This is a genomic window from Solimonas soli DSM 21787 (genome assembly GCF_000474945.1).
Taxonomy (GTDB): Bacteria; Pseudomonadota; Gammaproteobacteria; order Nevskiales; family Nevskiaceae; genus Solimonas; species Solimonas soli.
Window position 1 is genome coordinate 239,480 of record NZ_AXDW01000010.1, and the last position, 24,219, is coordinate 263,698.

The following is a 24,219-nucleotide window of genomic DNA, read 5'->3' on the forward strand; positions in this document are numbered from 1 at the left end:
GAGGCCCCGCGGGGCCTCTTTTGCTTGGCGCGCTCAGCGCGGCGCGCGGCGCTCGTCGGCGAGCGTGACGGCGAGTTCGGCGAGCGTTTCCACCGAACGCATGGACGGAATCGGCCGCGCCGGCAGGCCGCTGTCCGGCTTGCGGATGCCGATCACCTGGCCGATGCCATAGGCCTGCGCCGACGACAGCACCGGCATGCTGTCGTCGGCGAACAGCGTGCGCCCGGGCTCGAACGGATAGGCCTCGCGCAATGCTTCCCAGAAGCGACGGTCTTCCTTCGGATAGCCGAAGTCGTGCGAGCTGATCACGTGCTCAAAATAGCGGCCGAGGCCGGTGTGCTCGAGCTTCAGCGACCAGCTGTCGCGGTGCGCGTTGGTGGCGATCCACAGATGGCGGCCGCTGCGCTGCACCATCCGCAGGAATTCCTCGACGCCGGGAATCGGCCGGATCAGGGTGCGGATCTCGCGCTTGAGTTCGGCCATGTTGATGCCGGTCTCGCGCGTCCAGTGATCGGTGCAGTACCAGGGCAGGGTGTGCTGCACGGCGCTGAAGCGTGGCTCGAGTTCGCGCCGCGCGGCATCGACTTCGAGGCCGTTCTTCTCGGCGTAGCGTGCCGGCACCAGTTCGCGCCAGAAATAATTGTCGAAGGCGAGGTCGAGCACGGTGCCGTCCATGTCGAGCAGCACCCAGTCGACGCGATGCCAGTCGACGAGATGAACATTGGCGAGATGATCATTGAGTCCGGTCATGCCCTTATGATACGGGCACCATGCGTTCCGTCCCCGCAGCTCTCGATGAATGGCTCGATGCCGTCGCCCGGCTCGCCATCGAAGCCGGCGAGCGGATCATGGCCGTGTACCGCAGCGATTTCGCCGTCACCGCCAAGCAAGACCACTCGCCGCTCACGCAGGCCGATCTCGCCGCGCACCGCCACATCGTCGCCGGCCTGACGGCGCTGACGCCGGCGCTGCCGGTCCTCTCCGAGGAGGACGCCGACATTCCCTACGCGACGCGACGGCAGTGGATGCGCTACTGGCTGGTCGATCCGCTCGACGGCACCAAGGAATTCGTCAAGCGCAACGATCAGTTCACCGTCAACATCGCGCTGATCGACGACGGCGCGCCGAAGCTCGGGGTGATCCACGCGCCGGCGCTCGACGTCAGCTACGCCGCCGCCGAAGGCATCGGTGCGCTGCGCTGGTACGGCCGGGGCGCGCGCGCGCCGATCCGCACGCGGGCCGTGCCGCCGCGGCCGATTTTCGCCGTCAGCAAATCGCATCGCGATGCGGCGCTCGAGGCCTTCCTGGCGCGCGCGCCGCAGCACGAGGCCGTCAGCCGCGGCTCGTCGCTGAAGTTCTGCCAGATCGCCGAAGGCTCGGCCGATCTGTATCCGCGTACCGGGCCGACCTCGGAATGGGACACCGCCGCCGGCCAGTGCATCGTCGAGCAGGCCGGCGGCCTCGTGCTGCGCACGCCGGAACTGACGCCGCTGCGCTACAACGAGAAGGACTCGCTGCTCAATCCGACCTTCCTGGTATTCGGCGATCGCGCCTACGGCTGGCCGCAGAAGCTCGGCCTGGACGCGCGCTGATGGACGATGCGCGCCTCGCCGCCCTGCACGCCGGGCTGGGTATCACGGCCGCGATGCTCGCCGAACGCCGCCTGCGGCCGCACGCCGAGGCGCGGCGCCTGCAAGCCGTCGGTCTCGGCAGCGACGGCCGCGACAAGCTGCTGCTGCCGGCTGCGGCGCGCGCCTGGCTGGCGATGCGCGATGCCGCTGCCGCCGACGGCGTCGCGCTGCATCTGATCTCCGCCTTCCGCAGCGTGGAGTTTCAGGCCGCGCTGATTCGCAACAAGCTCGCCAAGGGCCAGGCGATCGCCGATGTGCTGCGCGTCAATGCACCGCCCGGTTACAGCGAGCACCACAGCGGCCGCGCGGTCGACATCGGCGATGCGATCACGCCGGCGCTCGATGCAGCGTTTGAAGCGACGCCGGCCTTCGCCTGGCTCGCCGCGCGGGCCTCGCGTTACGGCTTCCGCCTGTCATATCCGCGCGGCAATGCCGAGGGATATCGGTACGAGCCTTGGCACTGGTGCTGGCATCGCGGCGCGGCGTAGCCGTCCATGGCGCGACCTCCCTCTTGATCTGGCCCCGGCCCGGCATTTCGTCCACTTCGCCATGACATCGAGTCATGCCTCAGCGGCGCGAAAGGCTCCCGGGCCGGGCATTCGCCGACGCCGCGCGTGACCTCGAGTCATGCCCGAAACGTGTCGGCTCAGCCCTGGCGCTGCCGCCGGCATCGCCGGTCGCGCCTTGCAGCCGGCGCCTGAGGCGCGCCGCCGGCTTCTCGACGCAGTAGTAGCCGAACGCGCCGCAGGCGACCGCCGCGACGAGGTTGTACGGCCAGCTGTGCAGGGCCGACGCGGCGCGATACGCGTCGGCCGGACCGAGGAACAGCTGCTGCCAGAGGTAGAGGCTGTATGAAATGCGGCCCAGCCACAGCAGCGGCGGCACGGCGAGCGCGCGACGCAGGCAGCCGTCGGGCAGCGCGATCTCGGCAACGACGAGCAGGGACGTGACCGGGATCAGCAGTGCGTAGAGCGGCAGCCAGCTGAGATGATCGTCGAGATCGCGACCGCGCAGCCAGGCGACGACGAGCGCGGTGACGACGAGGCCGCCGAGCACGAGTCCGCGGCGCGGCACGCGAATCCAGGCCGCGAGCCAGGCCGGGCGCCGCGGCGCGTGCAGCGCCATCGCCAGCAAGCAGCCGGCGGCCAGATGCGGCAGGTACGGCAGGACGTTCTGCAGGGGCTTCAGGTAGCCGACCGTCAAGGGCGTGAGCAGCACGCTGCCGAGCACCAGCACGGCGAGCAGGGTCGTCACCCGCGCGGGCGAGAGGGCGAGCGCGAAGACCAGCGGCCACAGGAGATAGAACTGCTCTTCGAGCGACAGACTCCAGATATGGCCGAAGAACCAGTCGCCCGGCAGGAGCGTGGTGTTCTTGGTCAGCGTCAGGGCGCCGAAGAATGAAGGCCACGACCACGTCACGAGTCCGGCCGCGGCGGCGATCGCGATGCCGAGCGCGGCGGCGGCGAACGGCGGCACGATGCGCAGCGCGCGTCGCAGCCAGAAGGCGCGCAGATCGACGCGGCCGCTGCGCTCGCGCTCGCGCAGCAGCAGCCAGGTGATGATGAAGCCGCTGATCGTGAAGAACAGCTCGACGCCGACGATGCCCATTTCGCCGAGCGGGCGGATCAGCGCCGGCGCATTCGCCGTGTGTGCGCCGTGGCCGAACAGCACGATGCCGATCGACACCGCGCGCAGGCCGTCGAGGGCATCAATGCGGCCTTGCGGCACGGCGGCGGGCGCGCCGCCGCTGCGCGCATCGTTGGCCGCCGCACCGAAGCGTGGGGCCGGGGAGCACCGCGCGGGCGCGGCTTCGGGTGCGCGGCGCAGGCTCGCGCGCAGGGCAGGTTTCGCGTCCATGCCTAAAGCGACCCCGCTTGGGCGCGCGAAGTTCGCCTCGCCCGCCCGCGCGATGTCCGCCGATGAACGAGGGCTGAAGATGGTCAGCCCGCGCGCCGCGATGGCGCAGGCTTCAGAACTTCACGTCGGCGAAGTCGCGCGCCTGCGGATGCGCGGGCGCAGGCTGCGCCTTCGCATCGCGAAGCAGCTGGCAGGTGGCGAGGCCGGCCTCGCGCGCGGCGTCGAGCTCGGCACCGACATCGGAGAGGAACAGCACCTCGCGACCGGCGAGACCGATCTCGCGCAGGATCGCGCGATACGACGCGGCCTCGCGCTTGGCGCCGATGCGCGTGTCGAAGTAGCCGGAGAACAGCGGCGTCAGATCGCCGTAGGCGGTGTGGCCGAAGATCAGGCGCTGCGCCTCGACGGAGCCGGAGGAATAGACGTAGAGCGCCTTGCCCGCGGCGTGCCAGCGCTTCAGGTATTCCGGCGTGTCGGCGTAGACGTGGCCCTGCAGCTCGCCGTTCTCGTAGCCGACTTTCCAGATCAGGCCCTGCAGGGTCTTCAGCGGCGTCAGCTTGCGGTCCTCGGCGATCCATTGATCGAGCACGTCGGCGGCTTCGTCGATCGACAGGTCGCGGCCGACGATCTGTTCGACGTCGTCGAGCAGGTGCTGGACGCGGTCGTCACCGGCCTGCTCGCGCAGGAAGGCACGCAGGCGCTGCTTCGCGTACGGAAACAGCGTCTCGTGGACGAAATCGATCGAGGAGGTGGTGCCCTCGATATCGGTGACGATGGCTTTGATCATTTTCATTCCTGAGCCGTCCCTGGCGCGGTGTCCGGCCAGGCCATCCCTGGCCTGGCGTTCGCCGGGACGAATGTCCGCCGGACATTCGTCGATGCCCGGCTCACCCCTCGATGTCGGTGACGATGGCCTTGATCATGCGCGAGGCTCAGGCCGCCTGCTCGAACTTCGGAAAGCGCTCGGCGATGGTGTCGCCGGTGAAGTGGCCGACCCAGCCTTCCGGAATGCGGAAGAAGCGGATCGCCTTGAAGTCCGGCTTCGGACCCATGTCGAACCAGTGCGTGACATTGGCGGGCAGGTTGATGAGATCGCCCTTCGTGCACACGGTCAGGTAGACCTTGCCGTTGGCGCGGATGTAGAAGGCGCCGGCGCCGTCGACGAAGAAGCGCGTCTCGAAATCGTCGTGCGTGTGTTCGGAGAGGAACTTGCCGCGCGCGGTTTCGGCGGCCGGGTTGTCCGGCTGCATGCTGACGACATCGATGCTGACGAAGCCGTACTTCCTGTTGAGGATGTCGATTTCCTTGCGGTACGCGGCGATGACCTCGTCCTGGCCGGCGTTGCGCGTCAGCGGCCGCGACGCTTCCCAGCGCTCGAACTCGACACCGATCGCGGCCAGCTGATCGCGGATTTCCTCGAAGCCGGTATACGTGCCGAGCGGCTGGCCCGGTTCGCGATCCGAATAGACGACGAGCGTGGTCATGGCGTGCCTCCTTCTCAAACGGGCGACGAGTGCAGCTCGCACTCGAACATGAATTCCAGGGCCTCGACGCGCCAGCGCGCCTGCGCCACGTCCGCGCCCCAGGCGTACAGGCCATGGCCGGCGATGACGTAGGCGGGGGTCCGCGGATGTTCCTTCATATGGGCGTCCACGGTCGCCGCAAGGCGCGGGATGTCCTGATCGTTGGCGAACACCGGCACCTCGACCGCGGCCTCGTGCGTGGTGATGCCGGGCAGCAGCTTCAGCAGCTCGTAGCCGGCGAGGCGGATCGCCGCGAGGCGCCGCGACAGCACGGTGTTGGCGATCGAGTGCGTGTGCAGCACCGCGCCGATCCGCGGGTCGTGGCGGTACAGCTGGCAGTGCAGCAGGGTTTCATACGAGGCCTTGCGCGTGCTGCCGACCGGCACGCCGTCGAAGCCGGCTTCGAGGAAATCGTTCTCCGTCAGCTCGCCCTTGTGGCAGCCGCTGGCGGTGATCAGCATGCGCTCGGCGGACAGCCGCGCCGAGAAATTGCCGCCGGTCGCCGGCACCCAGCCGCGCTGGTGGAACAGGCGGCCGGCGTCGATCAACGGTCGGGCGAAATTCGGGATGCTCATGGGGCGCGCATTCTGGGCCAGCGCGGCGGACCCTGCCAGTCGGCAGGCTCGCCGCGACGAGACGTTTCTAAGCTTATCGCCGGCAGCTTATAGCCGGCCGATGTGTCAGTTCGTCGCCGCTCGCCGGCGCGCCGCGAGGGCGAGCGCGCCGGCGGCGATCAGGACATCAGGAAGATCGAGGCGAGTCCGAGGAAAATGAAGAAGCCCATGGTGTCGGTGGTCGCCGTCAGCAGCACGCTGGAGCCCATGATCGGATCGCGGCCCAGGCGCTTGAGCGCGACCGGAATGGCCACGCCGGCGAAGGCGGCGACGATCAGTTCCAGGATCATGGCGCCGTAGATGACCAGCGACAGCTGCCACTTGCCGTAGATCAGGAAGGTCACGGTGCCGAGCGCCGCGCCCCACAGGCTGCCGTTGAGCAGGGCGATGAGGAATTCCTTGAGGAAGGTGCGGCGCAGGCGCGCCGAGCCGAGCTGGTCGAGCGCCATGGCGCGGATCACCAGCTCCATAGTCTGCGTGCCGGTATTGCCGCCGAGCGAGGCGATGATCGGGATCAGGGTCGCCAGCGCCGCGAACTGCACGATCACGTTCTCGAAGTTGCCGATCACGCGCGAGGAGGCGAACGAGGTGACGAGATTGAGGCCGAGCCAGGGCCAGCGGTTGCGGCCGCTCTTCAGCACCGGTTCGTAGAGATCCTCGCCGTGCGGCAGGCCGACTTGGCGCAGGCTTTCGTTCTGCGCGCGCTCGTTGATCTCGTCGATCACGGCATCGACGGTCAGGCGGCCGACGACCTGCTTGTGCAGGTTCACGACCGGCGCCGAGATGAGGTCGTACTTCTCGAAGGCGTCGACCGCGTCGCGGTCGCGGTCGTCGGTGTAGAAGTAGGTCGGCTGCGGCAGCATGACCTTGCTGACCTCGTCCTCAGGCTCCTCCAGCAGCAGCTTGTCGAGCGGCAGCACGCCGCGCAGCGTGTGGTTGCGGTCGACGACGATGATTTCGTTGGTGTGCGGCGGCAGCGGCTTCTTGCGGCGCAGCAGGCGGTGCACGGCTTCCAGCGTCGTGTCCTCGCGCACGGCGATGTAGTCGAGATCCATCATCGCGCCGACGCTGTCGTCGGGGAAGCTGAGGACCGAGCGCACCTCGATCTGGTCGGCGCGGTCGACGTGTTCGAGCACTTCGGCGCGCTGCTCGTCGGGCAGCGAGCTGACCAGGTCGGCGATGTCGTCGGAATCCAGCGTGCGCACCACCGCCGAGATTTCCTCCGGCGCCATGTGCTCGACCAGCGAGCGGCGCACCATGTCGGAGGCTTCGAGCAGCACGGCGCCGCGGCGCTCCGGGCGTACCAGCGCCCAGGCCATTTCGCGCGCCGCCGGCTCCAGGCTTTCCAGCACGAAAGCGATGTCGGCCGGGTGGAAGTGCGCCAGGCGCTGCGACAGCGCCGCCTGGTGCTGGCGCGCGACCAGCTGCGCGACGACGTCCTGCTTGCGGTTCTCCGAGCGCGACAACAGCTCGACTTCGATCGCCTGCCGCGACAGCAGCTCGATGACCTGCGCGCGCGCATGTTCGAGGTGACGATGATGCGGCGTCGTTTCGGTGCTGTCGGTCATCGGCGCGGGCGGCAGGCCGGGTTTTCGGGTCGGCGCATTCTACGCCGGGCCGCCGTGCAGTCGTTCGGTCCGGCTTGCTAAAGTCGCGGCGCGCATGAACCCATTCCGCTTTCCCGATCACGCATGAACGGCCGCCCGCCACCCCTGCCGGAGCCGCCGCGTCCCGACGGTGGCGTCGCCGGCTTCTTCCGCGTCTTCCGCTACAGCGGCCGCGCGCTGCGGCTGGTCTGGTCGACGAGCCCGCTGCTGCTGCTGTTCCTCGTGCTGCTGACGATCGCCGCCGGCGTGCTGCCGGCGGCGATCGCCTACGTCGGCGCGCGCATCGTCGACGCCGTGGTCGCGGCGATCGCGCTGGCGCAGGGCGCCGCGCACGCGGGCGGCTGGCGGGACTATCGCGAGGTCCTCGAATGGGTCGCGCTCGAGGGCGTGGTGGTCGCCGCGGCCGGCGGCACGACGCGCATGCTGTCGCTGTGCCAGGCGCTGCTGCGCATCCAGCTCGGCCAGCGCGTCAACGTGATGATCCTCGAGAAGGCGCTGACGCTGACGCTGACGCACTTCGAGGATTCCGAGTTCTACGACAAGCTCAACCGCGCGCGCCGCGAGGCCTCGGTGCGGCCGCTGGCGCTGATCATCAAGACCTCGAGCCTCGCCCAGAACGCGATCTCGCTGCTCTCCTACGGCGCGCTGCTCTGGCAGTTCTCGCCATGGGCGGTGAGCATCCTGCTGATCGCCGGCGTGCCCTCGTTCATCGCCGAGGCCAAGTATTCGGGCCAGGCCTTCCAGCTGTTCCGCTGGCGCTCGCCGGCGACGCGCATGCAGAACTATCTCGAGACCGTCATCGCGCGCGAGGACCACGCCAAGGAGGTCAAGCTGTTCGGCCTCGGGCCGCTGCTGCTCGGCCGCTACAAGGGCATCTACGACAAGCTCTACGGCGAGGAACGCGATCTCGCCGTGCGCCGCGACGGCTGGGGTTTCGCGCTCGGCCTGATCGGCGTCTGCGCCTACTACGGCGCCTACGCCTGGGTGGCGATCGCCACGGTGATGGCGCGCATCACGCTCGGCCAGATGACCATGTACCTCGCCCTGTTCCGCAACGGCCAGGGTGCCGTCACCGCGATCCTCTCGGCGGTCAGCGGCATGTACGAGGACAATCTCTATCTGTCGACGCTCTACGAATATCTCGAAACGCCGGTCACGCCGCCGGCCGGCGATGCGTTGAAGGGCCCGGACCCGCGCGACGGCATTCGCTTCGAGCACGTTTACTTCACCTATCCCGGCGCCGACGAGCCGGCGCTGCACGACATCGATCTGCACATCAGGCCCGGCGAATCGCTGGCCCTGGTCGGCGAGAACGGCGCCGGCAAGACCACCCTGATCAAGCTGCTGACGCGGCTCTACGTGCCGACGCGCGGCCGCATCCTGCTCGACGGACTCGACCTCCGGGACTGGAACGAGGACGCGCTGCGCGCGCGCATCGGCGTGATCTTCCAGGACTTCGCGCGCTACCAGTTCACCGTCGGCGAGAACATCGGCGTCGGTGACGTGCGCCACTTCGACGACGAGGCGCGCTGGCGCGAGGCGGCGGACAAGGGCATGGCGACGCCGTTCGTGGAGACGCTGCCGCAGAAATTCCACACCCAGCTCGGCAAATGGTTCCGCGAAGGTCGCGAGTTGTCGGGCGGGCAGTGGCAGAAGATCGCCCTGTCGCGCGCCTTCATGCGCAGCGAGGCCGACGTGCTGGTGCTCGACGAGCCGACCTCGGCGATGGATGCCGGCGCCGAGGCGGAAATCTTCGCGCACTTCCGCGCCCTGATGCGCGACCGCATCGCCATCCTCATCTCGCATCGCTTCTCGACCGTGCGCATGGCCGACCAGATCGTCGTCATCGACAACGGCCACATCGTCGAGCGCGGCGACCACGCGGCCTTGATGAAGGTGAACGGCATCTACGCGCACCTGTTTTCGCTGCAGGCGCGCGGCTACCAGTAGCGGGCACCGTCCTTGCAGGCGGCTGCGCCGTCACGCGCCGGTCCGCGAGGCGGTGCATGATCCCGACCGACGGTGGCAGCGCGGATGGTGGATGCCGGCGCGGCATGGCTGCCCTCACCCCTCTCCCACGGCGTGGGCGAGGGACATTCGCCTCGCTATGCGAGATTCTGGTTGAAGGAGATGCACATGAAGATCGAACGCTCGGGTTCGGCCGTCTGGAGGGGTGGCCTCAAGGACGGGCGCGGCGCCATCTCGACGCAGAGCGGCGCGCTCAAGGAACATCCATACGGCTACGCCAGCCGCTTCGAGGGTGTGGCCGGCACCAATCCTGAGGAACTGATCGGCGCCGCGCACGCCGGCTGCTTCACGATGGCGCTGTCGCTGATGCTCGGCGAGGCCGGCCTCAAGGCCGAGAAGCTGGAGACCAGGGCCTTCGTCACGCTCGAGCAGGGCGAGGGCGGCTTCTCGATCCCGACGATCCGGCTGGTGCTCAAGGCGAAGATTCCGGGCACCGACGACGCCACCTTCCAGTCGATCGCCGCCAAGGCCAAGGCCGGCTGTCCGGTGTCGAAAGTTCTGCGCGCCGACATCACGCTCGAGGCGACGCTGGCCTGAGCCGCGGCCGCGCGCCGCGCCGGCGCATGATCGTCTTTCCGCAGTAAGCGCGATGCGGCCGCCGACGCGATAATCCGCGCGATCAGGTCGACCTCGGGAAGCAACATCGCATGATTTCGTTCACGGATCGCGTCGCCATCGTCACCGGCGCCGGCAACGGGCTCGGTCGCCAGCACGCGCTGGCGCTGGCGGCGCGCGGCGCGAAACTCGTCATCAACGATCTCGGCGGCGCGCGCGACGGTACCGGCGGTTCGTCGGCGGCGGCCGAGGCGGTCGTCGCGGAAATCCGTGCGGCGGGCGGCGAGGCGATCGCCAACGGCGCGTCGGTGACCGATGCACCGGCGGTCGAGGCGATGGTCAAGCAGGCCGTCGAGCAGTGGGGCCGCGTCGACATCCTCGTCAACAATGCCGGCGTGCTGCGCGACAAGACCTTCGCGAAGATGACGCTCGACGACTTCCGCTTCGTGGTCGACGTGCATCTGATGGGCGCCGTCAATTGCACGAAGGCAGTGTGGGAGCTGATGCGCCGGCAGAACTACGGCCGCATCGTCATGACCACTTCGTCGACCGGCCTCTACGGCAACTTCGGCCAGTCCAACTACGGCGCCGCCAAGCTGGCACTGGTCGGCCTCATGCAGACGCTGGGACTCGAGGGCGCCAAGAACAACATCCGCGTCAACGCGCTGGCGCCGACCGCCGCGACGCGCATGACCGAGGACATCCTGGCGCCGGAGCAGCTGCAGCAGCTGCATCCGGAGCTGGTCAGCCAGGGCCTGCTGGTCCTGGTGTCCGACGACGCGCCGACGCGCACCATCCTCTGCGCCGGTGCCGGCGCCTTCGAGGTGGCGCACATCACGATGACGCGCGGCATCGTCGCCGGCGATGCCGACGAGCTGGCGGCGCGCTTCGCCGAAGTGACGGCGCGCGACGGCGAGATCGTGCCGGAGCAGGGCCCGCAGCAGGCGTCCTTCGAGCTGGAAAAGCTCAAGCGCAAGCTCGCTGAGCGGTCGTGAGGAGGCCCCGCCGCGTCGCGGCGGGCTTTTTGTTGCGAAGCGAAGTTCAGAGCGGGTTCAGCCCGCGCGGACCAAGGTGGTCGAGCCAGACGGCCGCCGGCGCGATATCGTGCGACGGCGCGCCGCCTTCAGATTCAAGGAAGAATCGTGAACGGCGATGTCCGCAGGGATTGCGGACCTGCAGGGGCTTCGCTCCATGCGCCGCTCACCAGGCTTCCTCCGACCGCTTTTTGTGGCGCATGCCGCGAGGGAAAGGAGATCGCGATGGCCATCGAACAGGACCTTCTGCGCGGCGTCGCCGCGCCACCGCTCGCGGCCGGCGACAGCGCCGTCTCGTGGAGCGCCATCTTCGCCGGCGCGGCGGCGGCCGGCGGCGCGACGCTGCTGCTGTTCCTGCTGGGCGCCGGTCTCGGCCTCTCCGTGCTCGAGCCGCGCGAGAACGGCGGCATCGGCTTCGGCGCGCTGGGCTGGTCGACCGTCGCCTGGATCGGTATTACGCAGTTGATCGCCTCGGCCGCCGGCGGCTACATCGCCGGCCGCCTGCGCTCGAAGTGGGACGGTCTCGCTGCCGATGAGGTGCACTTCCGCGACACCGCGCACGGCTTCCTCTCCTGGGCGGTGGCGACGCTGGCGATGGTGACGCTGACCGGCGCCTCGCTTCTCTCCGCGGTCGGCGGCTCGAACGGACTCGCCACCGCGACCGGCGGCTTCATCGCCGGGGCGGCGACGGTCGGCGCCACGGCGGGGCCCAGAGCGGTCGGCGCGGGCGGCAGCGAATCGCTGAGCTTCGTCGCCGCCACGCTGCTCGGCGACGAGCGCAGCAGCGCGAATGCTGCCGAGGACGAAGCTCCATCGAGCGACCTCGTCGCCAAGGTCGGCGCCGTGCTGGCGCGCGCGATGCAGAGCGGCCAGCTGAGCGACGAGGAGACGCGCTATCTCGGCGGACTCGTGGCGCAGCGCAACGGCATATCGCAGGCCGAAGGCGAGACGCGCGTGAAGCAGGCGTTCGCGCAGTTGCAGGCGGTCGGCGGCGACGTGCAGGGCAGCGTGAAGGCGGCGACCGACCGCGCGCGCAAGGCCTCGGCATTCACGACCCTGTGGCTGCTGGTGGCGCTGCTCTGCGGGGCCTTCGTGGCCAGCGGCGCGGCGCTGTTCGGCGGCCGTCACCGTATCGAGTGACGAGAACCGACAAGGAGGATCCCATGCGTTCGATCATCCTGTATTTCCTCGGCGTGCCAATCCCGATCATCATCCTGATCGCCCTATTCATGCGCTGACGGCAACACGGTGCTGGCCCGCCGCATCGCCATGATTTGGCGGAGCCGTCGCGCCCGGCGTACTGTCACCGAGGGTGACGGACTGTGAGCCGGCATATCTACCGGCGGTCTGAGTGAGGCTGGATGTCGCCCCGGACGTGCTGGAGATCAAGGTGACGGTTTGCGTACCGTTATACGTTCCGGCGGCCGGGCTGAAGGTCGGGCTTGCCGCGGCGGAAACGACACCTTGGACCCGGTCTGCTTCCGACATGCCTTTTGCGGCGGCTTGGTCAGATCGCGAAGGATCTTCGAGACTTGGAACTGCTGGGTTCAAACCAGCGGCGCAATCGCATTTCGACGTCGTTGCGGCGCGAGACGCCTCCATCGCGGCTTTCAGAAGCCAGCAAACCAAGACGGTCGCTCACTTGAGACGGCCCAATGACACCATCCGGCGTCCGCACCACCGCCTTCGGGCTTCTGCCGTTTCGACGGGACGTCCGGTCAACCCGGGCTTGCGCTATACCTAAAGTCCGCCTCCGCTAGCGGCGGCGAATCGCCGACCCGCTGCGGCGCATCGTGGTCCGATCCTTCGCAGTGTTGACTTGTGGTACGGGCTGGCTGAAGAGTTCTTCGAAGAACCCGCGGCCGGCGGCCATGCGCTCCACCGACATGTGGGCGAGGGCGGTCTCAAAGTACTGGATGCCACGCCTCTTCATCGACTGCACGAACGCGCGGCCGTCGGCGGTGAGAGCGATCACTTTCTCGCGACCCGAGCTGGGGCTTTCTTCCTGTACGATGAACTTGCGGGGTGCCTTGGAGAGATCGCGCAGAATCTTCGAGACATTCGAGTTGCTAATTTCGAACCAGTCGCGCAGCCGGCGCTCGACGTCCTTTCGCCGGATCAGGCCTCCCTCGCCAATTTCCGAGGCGACCAGCCAGAGTACGGCTGCTTGGGTGCGAGACACGACGCCGTCGCACATTCCTTCTTCGAGCGTCATACCGAGGCGGTAATGGACTTGGTAGAAAAACTCGAGAAATTCCGCGTAAAGCTGATGCCGAGCCTGATCTGCGGCATCCGCTGGCTTGGCAGTACGCCGTGTCGCCATTTCTTTCTTCCGGCCTTTTAGTTGGACCCCTGTCGGCCGGCGATAGCGCCAACCATCCTACCCGCCAGTGTAACAAGAATCAGCGTTGACCCTAAACAGTAGTATCACTACACTGTGTCGAAGCGACATAATCAATGGATAGCGCGGTTCGGCGATGACTGCGGTCCACCTCGGGCCGGAGCCATGCGGAAATAGAAAGCTGCGCGCCACTGAGGAGGCAAAGCCCATCGGCGATAAATCGCGCCGACGGCCGATATTCCTTGTACGAGAAGACTATGAAGTTCGATCCGTTGGCACCGGAAGTCCGGGAAGATCCGTATCCGTTTTACCAAGAGCTCCGCGCAACGACGCCGGTGGCCTACTGTCCATCGGTGAATACCTGGGCGGTGTCCAGGTACGAGGACGTGAAGCATGTCCTGAAGAATCACCAATTGTTCTCATCCGATCCCCTAATCCAGATCGCCTTCGGCGAGTTCAATCCGGCGCCAGGTGCACCGTACCTTCTATCGTCGGATCCGCCGCAGCACACTCGGCTGAGAAAACTGGTCGCGACGGCATTTTCGAAGAAGTTCGTCGACTCGATCGCGGCGTCCATCGAACGGATGATCAATAAACTTCTTGACGAAGTCGACGCACGCGACGGCTTTGATCTCATGGACGCATTTGCTTCACCGCTGCCGGTTACCGTTATCGCTGATGTGATGGGTATCGATGCCAGCATGGGTCCGACATTCCGGCGATGGTCTAATCAGGTAACGGTCGGATCGGACAAGACCATTACTCAAGAGGAGCGTGATGCCATACATCGTGACGCACAGGAGTTCCGCGAGTACTTCATCGAGCGCATTGCTGCCGCGCGGCGCAATCCTGGCCCCGATATCATCTCCGCTCTAGTTAAGCAGGAGGAAGGCGCGGTTCTCTCGCCAGATGAGGTCATGGCGATGTGTGTTCTGCTACTGATCGCGGGAAATGAGACGACAACGAGCACGCTCGGCAACGCGCTTCTGCTGCTGACGAAGTTCCCGGACCAGCGCCAGCTCGCCTTGGAGCGGCCCGAGCTTCTGCCGAATCTGGTCGAGGAAGTCCTGCGCTTCATTTCTCCTATCCAAATGCTCTTTCGTCGGGCCACCGAAGACGTGTTGATCAACGGGACCAGCCTGCCCAAGGACACGATCATCATGCCGATCTACGCGAGCGCCAACCGCGACGAATCGATCTTCCAAAACGCTAATAGCTTTGATATCACGCGTACGGACACGGCGCAGCACATGGCGTTCGGCCATGGCATTCATTTCTGCGTTGGTCAGGCGTTGGGGCGCCATGAAGTGACGGTCGCGCTCGGCATTCTCCTTAAACGTATGCCGCAGCTCAGCGCTGATCTGGAATCGCTGCAGTGGAACGATTCGTTCTACCTGCGCGGGCCCAAGCGACTTCGCGTCGCCAACCGTTAGGTCCACACGGTCGCGAGAGGAGAGCTCATGCAATTTACGCAAGGACTACATCGCTCGATGCAGTTAACGCCGGATGCCGTCGCTACGGTATGCGGCGCACGTGCGCACACATTTCGCGAGCTGAGGAGCCGTGTTTCCCGCATAGCCGGCGCCTTGATTTCTCTCGGCGTAAGGAGAGGCGATGTCCTTGCGATCATTGCGTTAAATTCCGATCGCTACATCGAATTCTTCCTTGCATCTTCATGGATTGGCGCGGTCGCGAACCCAGTGAACTTCCGCTGGAGTGTTCCAGAGATCGTCTACTCGCTAAACGATTCAAAGGCGAGGGTTCTGTTTCTTGATGATCAGTTTGCGCCGAATGCCGACGCGATTAGTAGCGAAGTACCGAGCCTTGACCACTTGTTGTTTATCGGCGATGGCGCCTGTCCGGGTGGCATGCTCGATCTTGAATCTATCATTAAAAGCAGTCCCGAAATCGCAGATGCCGATGTGGGAGGAGATGAGCTATTCGGCGTCTTCTATACCGGCGGGACCACGGGTGCCCCGAAGGGCGTGCTGCTGACTCACTTGAACGTATGCAGCTCCGCTCTTGCTTTGATGGCTGAAGGTTCGTTTCCTGAGGAAGCGATCGGTCTGCATGCTGCGCCGATGTTCCACCTCGGCGACATGATGCTTCTCGCTGGGCTGCTTCTGCGGGGTGGGCGGCATGTCGCCATGCCGGTTTTCAGGCCGGAGCTGGTTCTGCCGGCAATCGAGGCGCTTAAGATCAGTGATTTGCTGCTGGTGCCGACGATGTTGCAGGCGTTGGTAGACAGCCCGGCGATTAAGTCGGCCAATGTTCAGTCTGTGCGTCGGGTGATGTATGGCGCGGCACCCGTATCTGAGGCGCTTCTCGATCGTGCGATGGCTGCGCTGCCCGGTGCCGAATTCACGCAGGTCTACGGCATGACTGAGATGGCGGCAGCCATGACGGTGCTGCCGCCGGCTCAGCATTTGCGGAGTGCCCGAAATAGCGGTCGAGTTCGGTCTGCCGGTCGCGCGGCCTATCATGTTCAGGTGCGCATCGTCGACGCTGAGGATCGAGAACTTCCGGCGGGCACCGTTGGCGAGATCATACTACGTGGCCCGAACATGATGCGCGGGTACCTTAATAAGCCGGAGGCGACCGCCGCTGCGCTGCGGGGTGGGTGGATGCACTCGGGTGATATGGGGTATCTGGACGAAGAAGGTTACCTCTTCATCGTCGATCGCTTGAAAGACATGATTATCACCGGCGGTGAGAACGTCTATTCCGCCGAGGTCGAGAACGCGATCGCGAGCCACCCAGCCGTTCTGACATGTGCCGTGTTCGGAATTCCGCATCAGGAATGGGGGGAGGCGGTACACGCGGCAGTAGTACTCAAGCCCGGCAGTGATCCATTGACGCTGGAGGCGTTGCAGGCGCATTGTCGTGCCCGCATCGCGGCCTACAAGGTGCCGCGCAGCTACGAGCTTCGTGAGACTCTACCCACGTCCGGCGCGGGCAAGGTGTTAAAGGCCGAGCTGCGCAAGCCGTTCTGGGAAGGTCAGGCAAGAGCGGTGAACTAGTGCGTTATACAGGTGGATGTCTAGCGAATAGCTGGAGCTGTGAAAGCGACAAATAAGAAGGGCGCCACGCAGGCGCCCTTCGTCTTTACGTTGCTTCTTTACTTCTTCAACCAAAACTTGTCGGGCGCCGGAAACGCTCCAAGCTGGATCGCCACCTCGCGAAAGTTCCACTGAGTGAACTCGCGGACGATCTTGCGATTCTTGTAGCAATGGAACGTCGTTCCGCGCACGTGAGTTGTCTTGCCCTTGGCGCCTTTAAGGCCGAGGAACTCATCCATGTTGTGCTTGGCACGCCAGACCCAGGCCATGTGCGCCCATTCGTCGTAGTCGTAATCGGCGCCGGCCTTGGTGTCTTTGCTCCAAATGGCCCATTCCTCGTCGGTGTAGTTTTCCGGCTTCCTGTTGCGTACCAACGCGGTGCGGTCACCGGCGAGCCCGCCATCATAGCGAATGATGTCGAAATTGTGGACGCCGAGCGGCGAGTTTGGGCCCGCATCGTTGAACGGTAGAAAGGCACGATAGAGATCTTCTTTGTTGTCGATGCACTGGAAGAATGTCAAATCCTCGAAGACAAAATCGTCGGCGTAGTAGTTGATGATGACGTCTGCGCCGCCGGTGAAGAACGTGTCGATCCAGTCCTCGCCGGTCGACATGCCCATACGGCCCCGTCCTCGGAAGCCATTTGTCGCATCAGCTTTCTGCAAGCCGAAGGCGAGCGACGGCGAGAGGCCGCCGACTGTGATGGCAGCGCCGGCTTTTAGGAAACTCCGCCGCGCCTGGTTGAGGTTGACGTTCTTCATTTGATCAAGATATGCGAGATGCATGTATTCCTCCGTTTTCTCTGTTGGATACAGATGGTCTTCCTAAAACGAGCTTAGGCGGCGCATCACTTACCGCGTTCCGGCGGCATTTGCGCGGCGGGTGCGCAGTTCATTTTCGATGTACTTTTCGAGCTTTCTCCCATATGGTGGTTTCGAGCCAAGCAATGCGGCTACGTCGATGCGTGCCTGTCGGTAAACCGCTTTGGCATGGCTGAATTCAAGGAAGCCGTCGTGCCCGTGATAGCGGCCGATACCAGACCCGCCGATGCCGCCGAGCGGGAGATCCTCCTGCATGACGTGGGAAATGACGTCATTCAGTGTCACACCGCCGGCAATGGTGCGGGCCAGTACTTCACGCTGGTCGCGATCGTCGATGCCGAAATAGTAGAGGCCGAGCGGACGATCTCGCTCGTTTATGTAGAGGATCGCATCCTCGATTCGATCGAACGGAACGATCGGCAGTAGCGGCCCGAAAATCTCGTTGCGCATCACCAGGCTTTCTGGCGGCGCGCCACGAATGATCGTCAACGGCATGATGCGATGGCCGGTATTGCTGAGCGCCGGCTCACCTGGCGACGTGCATGAAATCAGCGTTGCGCCGCGTGCACGTGCGTCGTCGAGGTAGGATTGCAGACGCGCCTGATGACGATCATTGATGATTGCCACATACTGATCGTTACCGGCATACGTCGGATAGAAACGCCGGGCCTGCTGCTGCATCGCACTAACAAGTGATTCTTCATGCTCGCGCGCTACGAGAACGTAGTCTGGCGCGAGGCAGATCTGTCCGGCATTGAGCAGCTTGCCAAGCACGATGCGTTCAGCGGCTTGCTCGACATCGGCCGAGCGCGAAACGATTACTGGCGACTTTCCGCCCAGCTCCAGCGTGACGGGAACCAGATTCTCGGACGCTGAGCGCATGACGTGACGGCCGACCGTGCCGCCACCGGTGAACACTAGATGGTCGAAGGGAAGGGCGGTGAATGCGGCGCCGACGCTCGCGTCGCCGAGAACCACGGTAACTTCCGCCGGATCAAAAGATTCCTTGATCAGCGTTGCCATGCAAGCAGAGGTGGCGGGCGTCAGTTCGCTTGGCTTGATCAATGCGCGGTTGCCGGCTGCGAGCACGCCACTCAGTGGTGTAAGGGTGAGGTAAACCGGGAAATTCCATGGCGAGACGATGCCAACGACGCCTTTGGGCTGATAGTCGACCCAGGCGGCCGCGCCTAGCAGGCGCAGCGGGAATTCAAGTGGACGGCGACTGCGCTTCATCCAGCGCTCGACGTTGTCTGCGGCGTGGCGAACGTTGCGCACCGAGCAAACAATGTCGGTCAGTAGCGAAACATGTTTTGAGCGCAGGCCAAAGTCGTCCTGCATCGCGTCGCATAGGGCATTGCGGCCGCGAATCAGCATGTCCTTCAAACGATCGAGTCGATTGAGGCGGATTTTCGCGGTCACCGGCAACTCGGCGGCGAATGCCGCACGCTGTACGTTCAGCAACTGTCGCAACGCGTCGGTCTGCGTCGCGCTCTCAACGCTGCCGGCATTGAGTGCGTCGTTCATGATTTCTCCTCCATGCAGTCTGTTTCACCGTGGATCGACAACTGTATCGTGGGGGGCATGCCGCGCTTGCGGCATCGTTGCGTCGTCGATTCTTTTCTTCCATGCAGCGAGATCGGGCCGCGCATTGATCGCGGCCGCGCCCTCTGTTGATCCGTTGATGCAATGAATCTGTGCGGCCACCGATATATCCGCCAGCGTGATGGTGTGGCCGACGCAGTAGCCGGTGTCGGCAACGCGAACAGTCAGCGAGTCGAGCAGCCGGTTGAGATCGCGCAGCACGTGCGCTCGGCTTTTGCGCCCGAGCCCTTGGAAATCAACGATCTTCCTCGTGAGCCGCGGGACGAGGAAAGGGGCGAGCATGCGCACGGCAGGAAGGTCGCGCTTCGCTAGCTCAAGGCTCCATCTGGCGCGATCATCCGGCCAGGCGAAGCGCATCGTCATCTCGAAGAAGTAGAGTGTCTCATCTGCCCAGTCCTCGATCAGCATGACGTCGGCGCGTGCTCGCTTGTCCGAAGGAATCAGTGCCGGCATCGGGTGCAGGTCCTCGAGCGCGAGGCAGATATCCGTCGAATCCCAGATGCGCCGCTCTCCATAATCAAGAATGGGCACTTTCCCCGTCGGGGCGTGGCGCTTGAGAAAGCTGATCTCGGCGACTTTGACTTCGCGAGTTGAATAGTTGAGCCCCTTGTAGTGGAGAACCCTGCGCACCTTGTCGCAGAACGGGGAAATCTCCATCTGCGTAAGGACAATCTCTCCTCTCGTATTGACTTTCATCTGTGTCTCGCTAGGATAGTGTCGCAACGACATGATACAGTAGATGCACGGTATGATTGCAAATGCCGTTTCGCGGGGGCCGGCGATTCGGCGTTGCGCGACGCAGCACCCCGGGACAGTACAGATATGAAAGTCGGCCGCATCGACGAGCCGTCGGAGGAGATTCAAATGGCGTCACCCCGTAATGGAAACACGGAACCGTCACGTGTCGCTTCGGTGCGATATGTCTTCGAATCCGGGGTGCATCTGCCGATCTTCTTCACATAAAGCTTTCAGGATTTTCGCCGGGCTACTTCGGTATGCATGCCACTGTCTTTCGGCAAGTGGGAGTCGTTTCAGGTTGGGGTTGCCGGACGGAATAGCCGGTCGGCAATAGAACGGATGCTGAGGAGGAGTTACGAAGATGAAGAACGCTATGGGACTGGCCCTGACGGTCGGACTCGCGCTCACGGGCGTGCAAGCTCGCGCGCAGATGGAGGCGCAGGATACGGCAGAGCCGGCCGATCTTGCCGCCCCGCAAGGCGATGCAGCCATGCCAGCGGATGGTGGAATCGCGACCTCGGCCGTACCGGAAGCCGAAGCCGCGCCAACCGCCGGTGAGGCGCGCAGCGGCGGCTCGCGCATGGTCGAAGAAGTGATCGTGACCGCGCAGAAGCGCGAAGAAAAGCTGATGTCCGTGCCGCTGTCCGTGCAGGCTTTCTCACCGGGTGCGCTCGAAGCGCGCGGCGTGCTGAGCACCACCGACCTCATGAAGGTCACGCCGGGCCTTGACCTCGGCAAACAGGCCGGCGACTTCACGAGTGTCTACATCCGCGGCATCGGTTCGGAGGCGTGGCTGACTTCGGATCCGAGCGTCGCCACCTACATCGACGGCGTCTATTACCCGTTCTCGCCTGCCGTTGCGCAGGACCTCGGCGGCATCGAGCGCGTGGAAATCCTCAAAGGTCCGCAAGGCACGCTGTTCGGCCGCAACGCCAACGGTGGTGCCATCAACGTCATCGTCAAGGAGCCAGACTTCAACGGCAAAGAAATCACGCTGTCGTACACCAACAGCGAGGGCAAGGATTTCATGCTCAACAAGGCGCGCATTTTCGCGAATCTTCCGTTGACCACAACCTTGGCTGCCAACGTGTCGGCATATTTCAGCACCGACAACACCATGTGGACGGACGACAGCACCATTGCGGATCACGACATTCCGCCGAACAAGGAGGCGAGCGCACGCGTCAAGCTGCGCTGGTTGCCGACCGAAGACATCGACTGGCGCCTGACAGTCCAGGGCTCGAAGCGCGACGGCACATCGACGATCGCGGCGCCGGTGAGCCGTACCCTGCTCGGAAATGTGACCGACCTGGCGTATTCGCAACTGCTCGGCGGCCGCGACGTCGTGGCGGATGCTCACCGCTACGAAGTCCATGACGATATCCCGCTGTACGGCGATCTGCAGACCTTCGTTGCCAACACCACGCTGATCTGGAACACGCCGTGGTTCGACACCAAGCTGATCGGCAGCGATCAGTACATGAGCAATCCATATAACTACGACTATGACGCCACGGAGTTTCCGGGCGCTTCGTTCCACGTTCGTCGTCATACCGCGAAGGTGCAGGAAGGCGAAATCCAGTTCCTGTCGAACTCGGGTACCCCGTTCTCCGATTGGCTGACGCTGACCACCGGCTTCTTCTATTTCCACAACACGCAGGGCTTCGATCCGGTGACGGTGACGGTCGGCGGTCTGCCGCTGAACAATCTCCAGGCTGCGGGCATACAGCTCACGCAGCTAGATATCGTCAAGACCCTGCTCAATCAGGGCCTGATCAGCAATGTCCTGGATTTGGTCACCAACAACGCGCTGCCGGCCTACAATCTGTCGAACATCGGCATGGTGCGCACCGAATCGTGGTCGTATTACCTGCAGGCGGTCGTCAAACTGACGGATCAACTGTCCCTGACGCTCGGCGAGCGCTTCCAGCATGAGCGCCGCGGCATTCTGGAGTCGAACACCGCCATTACCGTGGCCGGCATCGCTGATCCGGTGGTCTTCAACTGGACTTCGGCGCGTGACGCGTCCGATACCGACGACAAGGGCCGGGCGCTGCCGCTGTCGGACGTGACTGAAGGCTGGAAGCCGAAGGTCGCATTGGATTACATGTTCGACGACGGCACGCTGCTGTACGCCTCCTACCAGCAAGCCTTGAAGGCGCACTCGTACAATGGTTTCGCTTTCTACCTGCGCCCCGCCTACGCGCCGGCGGAGTACATGACCGCCTACGAAGTCGGCCTGAAGACGACGCTGTTCGACAACACGACACGCTTCACGACGGCCGTCTGGCGTTATGACATCGACAATCTGCAGACGCAGGCCATCTCGCTGATCAACGGCGGTGCGCTGTCGATTTCGACGGCGGGCAGTGCGCGCTCTCAGGGCATCGAGTTCGACATCACGTCGCAACTGTTTCCGCAGACCTTCGACGATCTGGTGCTGACGCTGAACGGCGCGTACATCGACGCGATCTACACGAAGTACACCAATGCCCAGGGCCACCAGATGGGCACTGGTCTCTTCATCCCGGGCGGTCAGGACTACACCGGCAATCGCATCACGCGCGTGCCGAAGTACACCGCTTCGGCGGCGCTGTCGAAGACCTGGCAGGTCCCGGGCGGTCCGTTCGAGGCGACGGTCAGTGGCTACTACAACGATGGTTTCTTCTACGAAGCGTCGGAGAATCCGCTGTATTCGCAGCCGCGGTATGCATTGCTCGGTGCGCATATCAGCTATCTGTACGAGCCGTGGAAGCTGCGTGCCACGATTGCGGGTGACAACCTGACCAACAAGTTCTACACCGCTGGTGAACTGCTGCTCGACTGGGGTGCGAACGCGACGCTCGGTCCGGCTCGCACGTTCTCGCTTCGTCTGGACTGGACCTTCTGATGAACACGACACGCCAATCGGGAGTCGGGTCGTTATATCGGGGGCGGATCAGCCGACATCAGCAAGGGGAGAATTTCATGAAGACTGTTTTTCAGGTGTCGCTGTGCATGGCAGCAGCTGCGGGATTCGCGCTGCCGGCCGTGGCGCAGGCGCAGTATGACGATGCGGCTGCGGGCCAGCCGCAGGCGGATGCGGTGGCCGCCACCGGCGATGCGGGTGCCGCCGCCGCTGCGGATGCCTTCCCGGTGATGGCAACGCCGCCCGCCGATACGCCGGTGACGCCGGCGGAGGCTGCACCGGTGCCGGATGACGCCACCATATCGACGATCCCGCTGGCCGCGCCGCCGGCCGAGGAAAACGCCAAACCGATCCTTTCGCCGTTGCTCGACGGCGGTTATGTGAGCGTGATGGGCACGTACCTGAAGTCGCTGCAGGACCCGGTGCTGTCGAACAACTTCGGGGGCTCGCTGCTGCTCGGCTACCGCGACGAGGAGCACAACTACGCGCTGGAAACCGGCCTGACCTATACCACGAGTTCCGGTGTTCAGCGCCAGAGCTTCAAGATCAAGGCATTGCTGTTCCCGTTCGATTCGCTGCCGTACCTGTATGGCGTGATCGGCGGCGGCATGACGCGATTCGTGGATTATCCGCACAGTCACATCGCGCCGATTCTGGAAGCGACGCCGAACGATGACTTCTTCACCGTCGACGTGATGGCGGGCCTTGGCTACATGCTGCCCTTGCATGTCGGCCGCTACGACTTCGCCATTCGCGCCGAAGCGCTGTACCAGCTCGGTGATCGCTTCCTCGAACGCGAGAGCGACTTCAAGGAAGACATCGACGCACCGAGCACGTTCAAGGACGTGATGGTCAACATCGGCCTGCAGTTGCCACTGAAGCTGAATGCGCCCGCTCCGGCGCCGGCCGCGGCACCGGCCGCGGTGGTGCCGCCCGTCGCGCCCGTCGACAGCGACGGCGATGGTGTACCGGACGACAGGGACCAATGCCCGAACACGCCAGCCGGCACGCAGGTCAACGACGTCGGGTGTCCGCTGGCGCCGCCGCCGTGCAAGCCGCCGGAAGCAGGCCAGCGCATCGACCTGTCGGGCTGCGCGGTCGGTGACAGCGTGGTGCTGCGTGGCGTCAACTTTGAGTTCGACAAGGCGACGCTGACGGTCAATGCCGAGACGATCCTGGATGGTGTCGCCGACGCGCTTGCCGCGGCGCCGAGCATCCACGTCGAGGTCGCCGGTCACACTGACTCGAAGGGGCGCGACGAGTACAACCAGCAGCTGTCCGAACGTCGCGCGCAGGCGGTCGTCCACTACTTGGAGCAGCGCGGTGTCGCCAGCGATCGCATGAGCGCGAAGGGCTATGGCGAATCACAGCCGATCGCCGATAACGACACGGACGAGGGGCGTGAGCTGAACCGGCGCGTCGAGCTTCGTATTGTCAGTGTCGATGCCCCGGCTGGGGACGCCGCGGCTGCGCCGATTGCCCCGGTCGATACGACGCAGCAAGCACCGGCGGATATAGCGCCGATGGTGCCAGCTGAGGCAGAGCGCGCGCCGCCCGCCGAGCCGGCGCCGGAATCGCCGATCACAGAGTAAGGCGGGAGCCTCAAGCCATGCAGCTGGGACAAGCGCAGCCAGACAACAGTCGCCGGATGATCGGTCTTGCGGGCGTGGTGATTTTCCACGCTCTGCTGATCTGGGCGCTGGTGTCCGGACTGGCGCGCAAGGCGATCGAGATTCTGCCGGCGCCCATCGAAACGAAGATCATCGAAGAAGTGAAGCCGCCGGACGAGCCACCGCCGCCGCCGCCGCCGAAGCTCGAGGAGCCACCGCCGCCGTTCGTGCCGCCGCCGGAGATCAACATTGCGACGCCGCCGCCGGCGCACGCGATCACCGCGCAGAGCA

At 64.8% G+C, this 24,219-nt stretch carries 20 protein-coding genes and 1 pseudogene; 11 read left to right on the forward strand and 10 right to left on the reverse strand.

Going from position 1 to position 24,219, the window contains the following annotated elements:
• Nucleotides 1–33: 33 nt before the first annotated feature.
• Complete coding sequence (gene yrfG, locus K344_RS0106955; protein ID WP_028080065.1) at nt 34–750, reverse strand: GMP/IMP nucleotidase; 717 nt, start codon at nt 748–750, stop codon at nt 34–36.
• Nucleotides 751–770: 20 nt separating this feature from the next.
• Between yrfG and cysQ the strand changes: the two genes are divergently transcribed.
• Together cysQ and K344_RS20575 are read left to right on the forward strand one after the other, a co-directional pair.
• Entirely contained in the window at nt 771–1,592 is an 822-nt protein-coding gene (cysQ, locus tag K344_RS0106960; protein WP_028080066.1) for a 3'(2'),5'-bisphosphate nucleotidase CysQ, read from the forward strand.
• A complete protein-coding gene (locus tag K344_RS20575; protein ID WP_043113968.1) occupies nt 1,592–2,119 on the forward strand; it encodes a M15 family metallopeptidase in 528 nt (175 codons plus the stop codon). Before cysQ ends, K344_RS20575 begins: the two co-directional genes overlap by 1 nt.
• Before the next feature lie 79 nt (nt 2,120–2,198).
• On the opposite strand, the gene K344_RS0106970 is transcribed toward K344_RS20575, so the two are convergent.
• From K344_RS0106970 to mgtE, 5 genes are all read right to left on the reverse strand, one after another.
• Nucleotides 2,199–3,488, reverse strand: coding sequence for an acyltransferase family protein (locus K344_RS0106970; RefSeq protein WP_028080067.1), 1,290 nt, complete (start codon nt 3,486–3,488; stop codon nt 2,199–2,201).
• Between the two features lie 112 nt (nt 3,489–3,600).
• Nucleotides 3,601–4,275, reverse strand: a complete 675-nt coding sequence (gene mtnC / locus K344_RS0106975; RefSeq protein WP_028080068.1) for an acireductone synthase — start codon at nt 4,273–4,275, stop codon at nt 3,601–3,603.
• Nucleotides 4,276–4,420: 145 nt separating this feature from the next.
• Nucleotides 4,421–4,972 carry a 1,2-dihydroxy-3-keto-5-methylthiopentene dioxygenase gene (locus K344_RS0106980; protein ID WP_028080069.1) on the reverse strand — a complete coding sequence of 184 codons (552 nt, stop codon included), beginning with the start codon at nt 4,970–4,972 and terminating at the stop codon, nt 4,421–4,423.
• 14 nt (nt 4,973–4,986) lie between these two features.
• On the reverse strand, nt 4,987–5,586 hold the full coding sequence (locus K344_RS0106985; RefSeq protein WP_043113969.1) for a methylthioribulose 1-phosphate dehydratase: 600 nt from the start codon (nt 5,584–5,586) through the stop codon (nt 4,987–4,989).
• Between the two features lie 158 nt (nt 5,587–5,744).
• Nucleotides 5,745–7,193, reverse strand: a complete 1,449-nt coding sequence (gene mgtE, locus K344_RS0106990; protein WP_028080071.1) for a magnesium transporter — start codon at nt 7,191–7,193, stop codon at nt 5,745–5,747.
• A gap of 123 nt (nt 7,194–7,316) precedes the next feature.
• Between mgtE and K344_RS0106995 the strand changes: the two genes are divergently transcribed.
• The 4 genes from K344_RS0106995 (at nt 7,317) to K344_RS20580 (ending at nt 11,989) form a co-directional block, all read left to right on the forward strand.
• The gene (locus tag K344_RS0106995; RefSeq protein WP_028080072.1) at nt 7,317–9,182 is read left to right on the forward strand and encodes an ABC transporter ATP-binding protein; all 1,866 of its coding nucleotides are present in this window, start codon (nt 7,317–7,319) and stop codon (nt 9,180–9,182) included.
• A gap of 186 nt (nt 9,183–9,368) precedes the next feature.
• Nucleotides 9,369–9,797, forward strand: coding sequence for an OsmC family protein (locus tag K344_RS0107000; protein ID WP_028080073.1), 429 nt, complete (start codon nt 9,369–9,371; stop codon nt 9,795–9,797).
• A gap of 110 nt (nt 9,798–9,907) precedes the next feature.
• On the forward strand, nt 9,908–10,810 hold the full coding sequence (locus K344_RS0107005; RefSeq protein WP_028080074.1) for an SDR family NAD(P)-dependent oxidoreductase: 903 nt from the start codon (nt 9,908–9,910) through the stop codon (nt 10,808–10,810).
• Between the two features lie 264 nt (nt 10,811–11,074).
• Nucleotides 11,075–11,989: a hypothetical protein gene (locus K344_RS20580; RefSeq protein ID WP_051361969.1), complete on the forward strand. Its 915-nt coding sequence runs from the start codon at nt 11,075–11,077 to the stop codon at nt 11,987–11,989.
• 616 nt (nt 11,990–12,605) lie between these two features.
• Here the strand turns inward: K344_RS20580 and K344_RS20585 are convergent.
• Nucleotides 12,606–13,172, reverse strand: a complete 567-nt coding sequence (locus K344_RS20585; protein WP_084197083.1) for a winged helix DNA-binding protein — start codon at nt 13,170–13,172, stop codon at nt 12,606–12,608.
• A gap of 275 nt (nt 13,173–13,447) precedes the next feature.
• Between K344_RS20585 and K344_RS20590 the strand changes: the two genes are divergently transcribed.
• Together K344_RS20590 and K344_RS0107030 are read left to right on the forward strand one after the other, a co-directional pair.
• Nucleotides 13,448–14,623: a cytochrome P450 gene (locus tag K344_RS20590; RefSeq protein ID WP_157622809.1), complete on the forward strand. Its 1,176-nt coding sequence runs from the start codon at nt 13,448–13,450 to the stop codon at nt 14,621–14,623.
• A gap of 27 nt (nt 14,624–14,650) precedes the next feature.
• Entirely contained in the window at nt 14,651–16,210 is a 1,560-nt protein-coding gene (locus K344_RS0107030) for an acyl-CoA synthetase (protein ID WP_028080076.1), read from the forward strand.
• 98 nt (nt 16,211–16,308) lie between these two features.
• Here K344_RS0107030 and K344_RS0107035 read toward each other — a convergent pair whose 3' ends face one another.
• From K344_RS0107035 to K344_RS0107045, 3 genes are all read right to left on the reverse strand, one after another.
• Nucleotides 16,309–17,034, reverse strand: coding sequence for a nuclear transport factor 2 family protein (locus K344_RS0107035; RefSeq protein ID WP_157622810.1), 726 nt, complete (start codon nt 17,032–17,034; stop codon nt 16,309–16,311).
• 66 nt (nt 17,035–17,100) lie between these two features.
• A complete protein-coding gene (locus K344_RS0107040; protein ID WP_084197085.1) occupies nt 17,101–18,594 on the reverse strand; it encodes a coniferyl aldehyde dehydrogenase in 1,494 nt (497 codons plus the stop codon).
• A 24-nt stretch (nt 18,595–18,618) separates the two neighbouring features.
• A complete protein-coding gene (locus tag K344_RS0107045; protein WP_043113970.1) occupies nt 18,619–19,368 on the reverse strand; it encodes a glutathione S-transferase family protein in 750 nt (249 codons plus the stop codon).
• Nucleotides 19,369–19,771: 403 nt separating this feature from the next.
• On the opposite strand from K344_RS0107045, the gene K344_RS0107050 reads away from it, so the two are divergent.
• The 3 genes and pseudogenes from K344_RS0107050 to K344_RS20600 all read left to right on the forward strand — a co-directional run.
• On the forward strand, nt 19,772–22,300 hold the full coding sequence (locus K344_RS0107050) for a TonB-dependent receptor (protein WP_084197087.1): 2,529 nt from the start codon (nt 19,772–19,774) through the stop codon (nt 22,298–22,300).
• A 77-nt stretch (nt 22,301–22,377) separates the two neighbouring features.
• Entirely contained in the window at nt 22,378–23,910 is a 1,533-nt protein-coding gene (locus K344_RS23890) for an OmpA family protein (RefSeq protein ID WP_157622811.1), read from the forward strand.
• A 17-nt stretch (nt 23,911–23,927) separates the two neighbouring features.
• Nucleotides 23,928–24,219 (forward strand): annotated as a pseudogene (locus tag K344_RS20600) (energy transducer TonB); the annotation flags it as partial.